Consider the following 7,543-nt stretch of genomic DNA (forward strand, 5'->3'; position numbering starts at 1 on the left):
GAATTGTAATGTCAACATAATATATATGTTTCAATAAATAATTTACACTTTAATACTTTGTAACGTTTTAATTAAAACGTACATTAAAAGGTAAAACACATCAATTGAAATCATATATATCTTTTAATTTTTATATAAGTTGAGTATGCAATTTCATGTCTAAAATATTTTACACATGAAATAACTTAATAAGATGAAAAACTTTAGTACAACTTATACAATTTAAATTAGCTAATAAATATAGAAGATTAATGAAATCTTCTTTAAAACTGAATAATAAAGAAAAATTTAGCTAATATTAATATTATGGAAAAGTCGCTCAAGCTCCAATTCCTTAAGGATATTATAGGAGTATAGTTTACCACCCATAAGGGTTTTGATTATTTCCTTCTTTGAATAACCTTCTTTATAGAGTTTTAATCTTCTAAGAAGTCTCTTTAAAGATGAATTTGTCATTCCTAAAAGGCTATAAAGCTCCTTAGCTGTATAGTATTCCTTAGGTAAAAGCTTATATATTTTATCTTGCATTTCAAGTTTATACCTAATATCAGTTTCTATGCAGTTATGGGGCCCGGTTTTCCCTCTGTGGTGGTAGTTACAAAGATATTTATAGTTAATTTTAATATCGTAACCACCTTCATGTTTATGAACTATATGATGAATGTCCGCTGTTGCTCCACAAATTTCGCAGTGGTACAAAGTCACGCCTCCTTTATATATCTTTAATTATATTATATAAGGTTTTTTCTTAATAATCTATAATATTATGAATTTAACAATAATTAATATTATTATAGGTATGAATATTAAATTTATGTAATAGCACATATGGTTTATTGTGATATTAATACAGCGACTTGTATAAAAATTATATTATCTGAATATTTAAAAAAGCAAGTGTTTAAATTTACTTTGTTATATTCTTTAAAAATACTTGAAAATGAGGTATATCTTACTATATAATATAATTATAGTACAGTATACTAGGGAACTGAAAGAAAGGTGATACAATGAGACATAATTATGATTCATTTGATTACTGGGAAGAATTAATAAACGAAAACAAGACAATTAGAGGGCATATGTTTATGGATAAACTGCCTGACAAAACAAGCATTTATATCCACAGTTTAATATTTTGCAAAAATAATGGACTGAATAATATATGGTCTTATTTTCCTAATGAAAAAAGCTTATTAGGATATATCCAATATTCATTTTTACAAGAAGCTTTTTATAAATGGATATATGGAAAAGAAAGATTAGTTGTAAGTGTTCCAAATGTTCCAGTAGAAAGAATAATCTCAGATGGAGAAAAAAATAAAAAAATTACAAAAGAAGAAGCGGATAATATGAGAAGGCATGTTAAGATGGTAAAAAGTTATTGGAATTTGCCAAAAGAGCAATTGCTTAAATCATTACAAAGATTTGCTAGAGATTTTAATAGAACTTGGTATGGTGATAATAAAGAGTTTTTATACTTAAAAGTATTTGATTCGCCAAAAGCCTTAGGGGAGTTTGTAGTTGGTTCAAGTTATATGACAACTACAGAGGATGAATTTACAGAAAGAACAGGAGTAAATCTGTCTGAATGGAAAAGCATATGTGAAAAAGCTAGTATAAACAAGAGTTATGGTGAGAGATTTAGAGATATTTTATTGAAATCACTTACTGAAATAATATAAGAGAAAAAGTTGTTATTGACAGTAACTTAATGTGAATATATAATGTTATTGTCAATAAGACATGCGGGTGTAGCTCAATGGTAGAGCCCTTGCCTTCCAAGCAAGTTACGTGAGTTCGATTCTCATCACCCGCTCCAAATATGCGTTATTAGCTCAGTTGGTAGAGCACCTGACTCTTAATCAGGGTGTCCCGGGTTCGATCCCCTGATAACGCACCAATAAAGAGGGATTATTTTTAATCTCTCTTATTTTTTGTTTAATTCTAAGAAATTATAAAGGATGAATGTAGATAATTATTTATAATTCCCTTCCTTTAGTCTCCAAGTGGACAAATATAACTTTGTTATGACTTGGAGTGTTGCGATATAATAGGCCAATTTACATAAGTCCACTATTTTTTTTATGTATAAGTGGAATACATAGGGTGAAGAGAACTAGGATTTAACTAATTTTAAAGGAGAGAATTTAATTTGAAGAACAAAGGAAACGGACTAGCCTTACTTCCGTTAGGAGTATTTATTTTAGTTTACCTAGGTGGAGCTATGTTAGCTAAAGATTTTTATGCTATATCTATAATAGTTCCATTTTTAGCAGCTGCATTAACAGCATTATTAATGAATAGAAAAGAAAATTTTAATGATAAGATAGAAATTTTTTGTAAGGGTGCAGGAAATAGTAATATTTTATTAATGGTTCTCATATTTATATTAGCAGGATCTTTTGCACAGGTAGCTAAGGATATGGGAGCAGTAGAGTCTACAGTTAACCTTGGTTTATCATTATTACCAAGTGGACTTTTAATACCTGGTATGTTTGTTATAGGTTGCTTTATTGCCTTATCAATAGGGACTTCTATGGGGACAATAGTTGCACTTGTTCCTATTGCAGTAGGAATTGCAGATAAGACAGGTATAGCTGTAGCATTAGCAGTTGGAGCGGTAGTTAGTGGTGCTATGTTTGGAGATAATTTATCTATAATTTCAGATACTACTATAGCAGCAACTAGAACTCAAGGCTGTGAAATGAAGGATAAGTTTAGAATGAATTTTAGAATAGTTCTTCCAGCAGCAATATTAACTGCAGTGATATTTATGGTATTAACTAGAAATTCATCAGCAATAAGCTTAGAAACATTAGATTTTAATTTAGTTCAAATTTTACCGTACATAATAGTAATTGCAACTGCATTACTTGGAGTAAATGTAATAATAGTTTTATTATTAGGTATTTTATCTTCTGGATTAATTGGATTTATATTTGGAAGTTTTGATATTTTAGGATTTTTCAATTCAATTTCTACAGGTATTTCTGGAATGAGTGAGCTTATTATTATATCAATACTTATTGCAGGAACTATAGAAATTATAAAGCATAATGGGGGAATAGACTTTATACTTAGTAAAGGCTTAAGAGGCTTTAAAAGTAAAAGAGGAGCTGAATATGGAATTGCAACCTTAGTAAGTTTAGTGGATATATGTACTGCTAATAACACTGTTGCAATAGTAACAGTTGGACCTATTGCTAAGGATATTTCAAATGAATTTGACTTAGAGCCAAAGAGAGTAGCAGGTATTATGGATATGTTCTCTTGTGTTTTCCAAGGAATAATACCATATGGAGCTCAATTAATATCAGCAGCAGGATTAGCTGCAATTTCACCTTTTTCAATAATGAAATATTTATTTTACCCATATCTTATGGGAATATGTGCTATAATAGCAATATACTTTTATTGGAGAAATAAATAAAGGCTGTTGTAAAATTAATATATATAACCGAAAAAAGGCTATGCTTCTTTAGAAGCATAGCTTTTTTATTAACAATTAGAGAAATAAAGTTCACTAAGTATAAGAGCTGTTTACTATAATAATTTATACAGTTGAAGCTTTATGATTTTAGTAATTTAGAATAAATTACTTCTTAAATTGTTAACTGTTAATTGCTAATTGTTAACTGTCAACAGGCATATACTTTGAGAAGAGATTCCTTCCCCTGTTCCAGTAAAGCCTAAACCTTCCTCAGTTGTAGCTTTAATATTGATTTTATTAATATCAATATTTAAGGCTTTTGCTATGTTTTCACGCATATTCATTATATGAGGAGACATTTTTGGCCTTTGAGCTATTATAGTTGAATCAATATTATTGATAGAGAAACCATTTTTATATAAAAGCTTGCCAACTTCCTCTAATAATTTAATGCTAGAAGCCCCCTTATATTTTTCATCGGTATCTGGGAAATGTGTACCTATATCGCCAAGAGCAGAGGCACCTAGCAATGAATCCATTATTGCATGAAGAAGAACATCTGCATCTGAATGTCCAAGCAGACCTTTTTCATAAGGGATATTTACCCCGCCTATAATAAGATCTCTTTCTTCAACTAGACGATGTACATCGTATCCTAATCCTATTCTCATTAATAACCTCCATGGTCTATGTTTCAATAAATAAACTGTATCTTATGTTTTTATAAAGTTTCAAGTGAAAAAATCTAAAAGTAAATTACAGAAATTGAAAACATAGTTCTTATGATTTTATATAGATAATTTTACCTTAAAGAAATATAAATTCAAGGATTTACAGTAAAGTTATAGGATTTAAGATAAAAATTATCTTATTTAAGCATGAAATCATAATAAAAATTAAATAACATAGTGAAATAAGTATAAGTTTATATAAATATTTCACTATGTTATTAGCAAATTATAATACTTTTTTAAAAGTATATATTTTAGATTCGTTATCATAATTTTCTTTTTTTATGAATCTATATTGGAATAAGTTATTTAATGAATATCTACAAAAATATCTAATTTTATAGATAAGTAATAAGGGTTTAGATTTAATCTTCTTACGTTTAAAAATAAAGTCTACATAAATAATTTTTTCCTTCACAACTTGCTCCTAAATGATTAATGATAATACTTCTTTATGATATAATATATGAATAATGTTAATAAAAGTTTATAGGAGTTGGGCAAGTTTGAAAGAAAAGATTAGAAGAATAATAGGTCTTGTATTAATAGTAGTAGGTTTAAGTATAATAGCGTCCATTGTGTATAAGAAAATAGAAACAAATAATAAGCAAAAAGAACTTCAGAATATTTTAGAGCAAGTAATTAACGATGAACCAAAGGAATTATCTAAAGAAGAAGAAGAAAAATTAATAAATGGTTATAAACCTATTGCTTTAATGGAAATACCAAGTATCAATTTATCACAAGGCTTAGTAGAAGGAATTGCAGATGATGTTCTTCAATATTATTTAGGTCATTTTGAAGGTTCAGCAATGCCTGGTGAAAAAGGTAATTTTGCTGTAGCAGGACATAGAGTTTCAGATTACTCAGAAGCTTTTGTTAATTTATATAAGGCTGAAATAGGAGATGAGATATTAGTTAAGGCAAATAAAAAAGAGTATGTATATGAGATAACAGAGAGTTTTATTGTAGCACCAGATAGGGTTGATGTACTTGATGATACTGATGATGCAACTATTACTTTAGTTACTTGTACTGTTGGTGCAAAAGAGAGAGTTATAGTTAAAGGAAAATTAGTAGAAGAGAATGATTTATAATAAAGGAGGAGTTTTTAAATGGCAGATTTTATTGCTGATAAATATAAGTTTTCCACAAAGGCTCCATCTCTTTTAGCTTTAGAGGAAGTAATAGAGAAAAGAAGAGAAGAAATTGAAAAGTTAGGTGAAGAACTTTTCAAATATAAGATATTAATTAAGGATTTATATCATGATGAGCCATCATATATAACAAGAAATAAAATTTTAAATATATCATACTTTATTATTGAAGATGTGGAGATATTTGAATTTTTTAATACCACTAAAAAGTTTCCAATGAATAGACTTTTAAGGAGAACACCAATAGAAAAAGAATTTTTAATAGAATGGAAGGAGCATATTATTGCATATGCCATAATACTTGCAAATCCATATTATAAGAACTTACAAGACTATCTTAAAATAGTTGAATCGGTAAATATTTTAGGAGCTGAAGAAATTAGTCAATCGATTAAAGAAGAAGAATACAGAGGAATTGTTTTGGAGAAGCTTATAGGAGCTACTATAATTCTAACTTCTAAAGGGGAATTTGTTAAAGTTAAAGCTGGAAAAGAGGCTATGATTGGAGAAGAAGTAGTTGCTAAAGAAGGTTTTAGACTAGGAAAGTACAAGCTTCAAATATCTATTTTCTTAAGTATAGTAGTGCTTGTTTCCGCAATACTAATATTTAATTATAAAAAATTAGATAAAACTATAGTTATTGATACAACATCAGCAATTACTTTAGAAGTAAATAAATATGATACTATTATAAATGCATATACAGCAACTGAAAAAGGCAATATTATGTTAGATGAATTAAATCTACATAATGGAAAATTAGATGAATCTGTATTGAGCATTATTGATTATGCATCTAAAAATGAAATGATTCCTGAATCAGGTATAATAATAACTGTAACTGGAAATGCTCTAGAATACAATGCGTTAGAGGAAACAGAGAAGTTTATCGATGAAAAAGATTTAAAGGTTAAACTTAATAACTCAGGTGATGAACATAAGGTAAGTCCTTAAATATTATAAAGGTGATAAGAATGAATAACAAAGATAGCAAATACATAATAGTGCATAAAGATAGAGGGGAAGAAGTAAGGTTAAATAAGTTTATAAGTGAGACTGGATTTTGCTCAAGAAGAGAAGCAGATAAGCTTATAGAGTCTGGTAGAGTAACAGTGAATGGTAAGAAGGCTGTTATGGGTACTAAGGTTGCTAAGGGTGCTGATGTCAGAGTAGATGGTAAGTCCTTATTTAAAGAAGAAGAATTAGTTTATATAGCCTTAAATAAACCTGTAGGAATTACTTGTACAACAGAAAAAAAGGTAAAAGGAAATATAGTGGATTTTGTAAATCATAAAAAGAGAATATTCCCTATAGGAAGACTTGATAAAGATTCACAAGGTTTAATACTTCTAACTAATGATGGAGATATAGTAAATAAAATTTTAAGAGCTGGAAACAGTCATGAAAAAGAATATATTGTTACAGTAGATAAGCCAATAAATGAAAGGTTTATAGAGTCAATGGGATCAGGAGTTAGAATACTAGGTACTATTACTAAGGAATGCCTTGTAGAAAAAATAGGTGTAAAGACTTTTAGAATAATACTAACTCAAGGTATGAATAGACAAATAAGAAGAATGTGTGAAACATTAGGATATAGGGTAGTTAAACTAAAAAGAATAAGGATAATGAATATAAAATTAGATGATTTAAAAATAGGAGCTTGGAGAGATTTAACTACAGAAGAATTAAAAGAACTAAGTAAGCTAATAGGTACTTCAGGAAAAACTAAAGAATATAGTTAGAAGAACTAATCCAGGCGCGTAGCAGTGCTTAGCTTCCACTTTGAGAAGATGGGAGTATTAGAAATAGTAATAATGGGATAAATCATATAAATTCCCCTTGGTTGGATAAAGGAAGAAATTAAGTAAGCTTAATTTCAATTATTAATAATTAATATATAAACTATTGATTATTAATAAGACTTTAATTGCACCAAGGGGAATTTTTATATAACTTTTAATTATTTTATATAATTATCTATATGATTTTTTGTGAAATGCTGAAAGGAAAAGTAATTATTGATAAAGTATTCTTAAAATAACAAATTGTCCACCAATTAATCACTATGTGCTAAAAGTTATCCACAACCCCTAAAGTGGCTTGTTATCAGGGGTTGTAAAAATAGTAAAATTTAATTATAGGATTTTATGGTAAAAATATCAAGGTTACGCACATAATCCACAGGTGGGTGTGGATAAGTTGTGTAAAGGGTGTTAACA

7 protein-coding genes and 2 tRNA genes are annotated in these 7,543 nt (G+C 28.3%); 7 read left to right on the forward strand and 2 right to left on the reverse strand.

All coding sequences use genetic code 11. The features are described from left to right. Nucleotides 1-288: 288 nt before the first annotated feature. On the reverse strand, nt 289-699 hold the full coding sequence (locus tag E6248_RS10590) for an HNH endonuclease signature motif containing protein (protein WP_316340774.1): 411 nt from the start codon (nt 697-699) through the stop codon (nt 289-291). 311 nt (nt 700-1,010) lie between these two features. On the opposite strand from E6248_RS10590, the gene E6248_RS10595 reads away from it, so the two are divergent. The 4 genes from E6248_RS10595 to E6248_RS10610 all read left to right on the forward strand — a co-directional run bounded on the left by E6248_RS10595 (nt 1,011) and on the right by E6248_RS10610 (nt 3,433). Next, nucleotides 1,011-1,685: a hypothetical protein gene (locus E6248_RS10595; protein WP_316340775.1), complete on the forward strand. Its 675-nt coding sequence runs from the start codon at nt 1,011-1,013 to the stop codon at nt 1,683-1,685. Nucleotides 1,686-1,748: 63 nt separating this feature from the next. Then, nucleotides 1,749-1,822: transfer RNA gene (locus E6248_RS10600), tRNA-Gly, on the forward strand. A 5-nt stretch (nt 1,823-1,827) separates the two neighbouring features. After that, nucleotides 1,828-1,903, forward strand: a tRNA-Lys gene (locus E6248_RS10605). A gap of 252 nt (nt 1,904-2,155) precedes the next feature. Further along, nucleotides 2,156-3,433, forward strand: a complete 1,278-nt coding sequence (locus E6248_RS10610) for a Na+/H+ antiporter NhaC family protein (RefSeq protein ID WP_316340776.1) — start codon at nt 2,156-2,158, stop codon at nt 3,431-3,433. A 194-nt stretch (nt 3,434-3,627) separates the two neighbouring features. Here the strand turns inward: E6248_RS10610 and ispF are convergent, their stop codons facing one another. Continuing rightward, nucleotides 3,628-4,104 carry a 2-C-methyl-D-erythritol 2,4-cyclodiphosphate synthase gene (gene ispF, locus E6248_RS10615; protein ID WP_316340777.1) on the reverse strand — a complete coding sequence of 159 codons (477 nt, stop codon included), beginning with the start codon at nt 4,102-4,104 and terminating at the stop codon, nt 3,628-3,630. 566 nt (nt 4,105-4,670) lie between these two features. Between ispF and E6248_RS10620 the strand changes: the two genes are divergently transcribed. The 3 genes from E6248_RS10620 to rluF are packed head-to-tail and all read left to right on the forward strand — an operon-like array spanning nt 4,671 to nt 7,066. Beyond that, nucleotides 4,671-5,261, forward strand: coding sequence for a class D sortase (locus E6248_RS10620; protein ID WP_316340778.1), 591 nt, complete (start codon nt 4,671-4,673; stop codon nt 5,259-5,261). Nucleotides 5,262-5,279: 18 nt separating this feature from the next. Beyond that, a complete protein-coding gene (locus tag E6248_RS10625) occupies nt 5,280-6,275 on the forward strand; it encodes an anti-sigma factor domain-containing protein (RefSeq protein WP_316340780.1) in 996 nt (331 codons plus the stop codon). Nucleotides 6,276-6,295: 20 nt separating this feature from the next. After that, the gene (rluF, locus tag E6248_RS10630) at nt 6,296-7,066 is read left to right on the forward strand and encodes a 23S rRNA pseudouridine(2604) synthase RluF (protein WP_316340781.1); all 771 of its coding nucleotides are present in this window, start codon (nt 6,296-6,298) and stop codon (nt 7,064-7,066) included. The last annotated feature ends 477 nt before the right edge of the window (nt 7,067-7,543 follow it).

This window comes from Clostridium sp. (genome assembly GCF_032552055.1).
Classification (GTDB): Bacteria; Bacillota; Clostridia; order Clostridiales; family Clostridiaceae; genus Clostridium.

Excerpts from the sequence above, each read along its gene's own strand:
- E6248_RS10595 (WP_316340775.1), top strand. The coding sequence starts at position 1,011 with ATGAGACATAATTATGATTCATTTGATTACTGGGAAGAATTAATAAAC.
- ispF (WP_316340777.1), bottom strand. The coding sequence starts at position 4,104 with ATGAGAATAGGATTAGGATACGATGTACATCGTCTAGTTGAAGAAAGA.
- E6248_RS10625 (WP_316340780.1), top strand. The coding sequence starts at position 5,280 with ATGGCAGATTTTATTGCTGATAAATATAAGTTTTCCACAAAGGCTCCA.
- rluF (WP_316340781.1), top strand. The coding sequence starts at position 6,296 with ATGAATAACAAAGATAGCAAATACATAATAGTGCATAAAGATAGAGGG.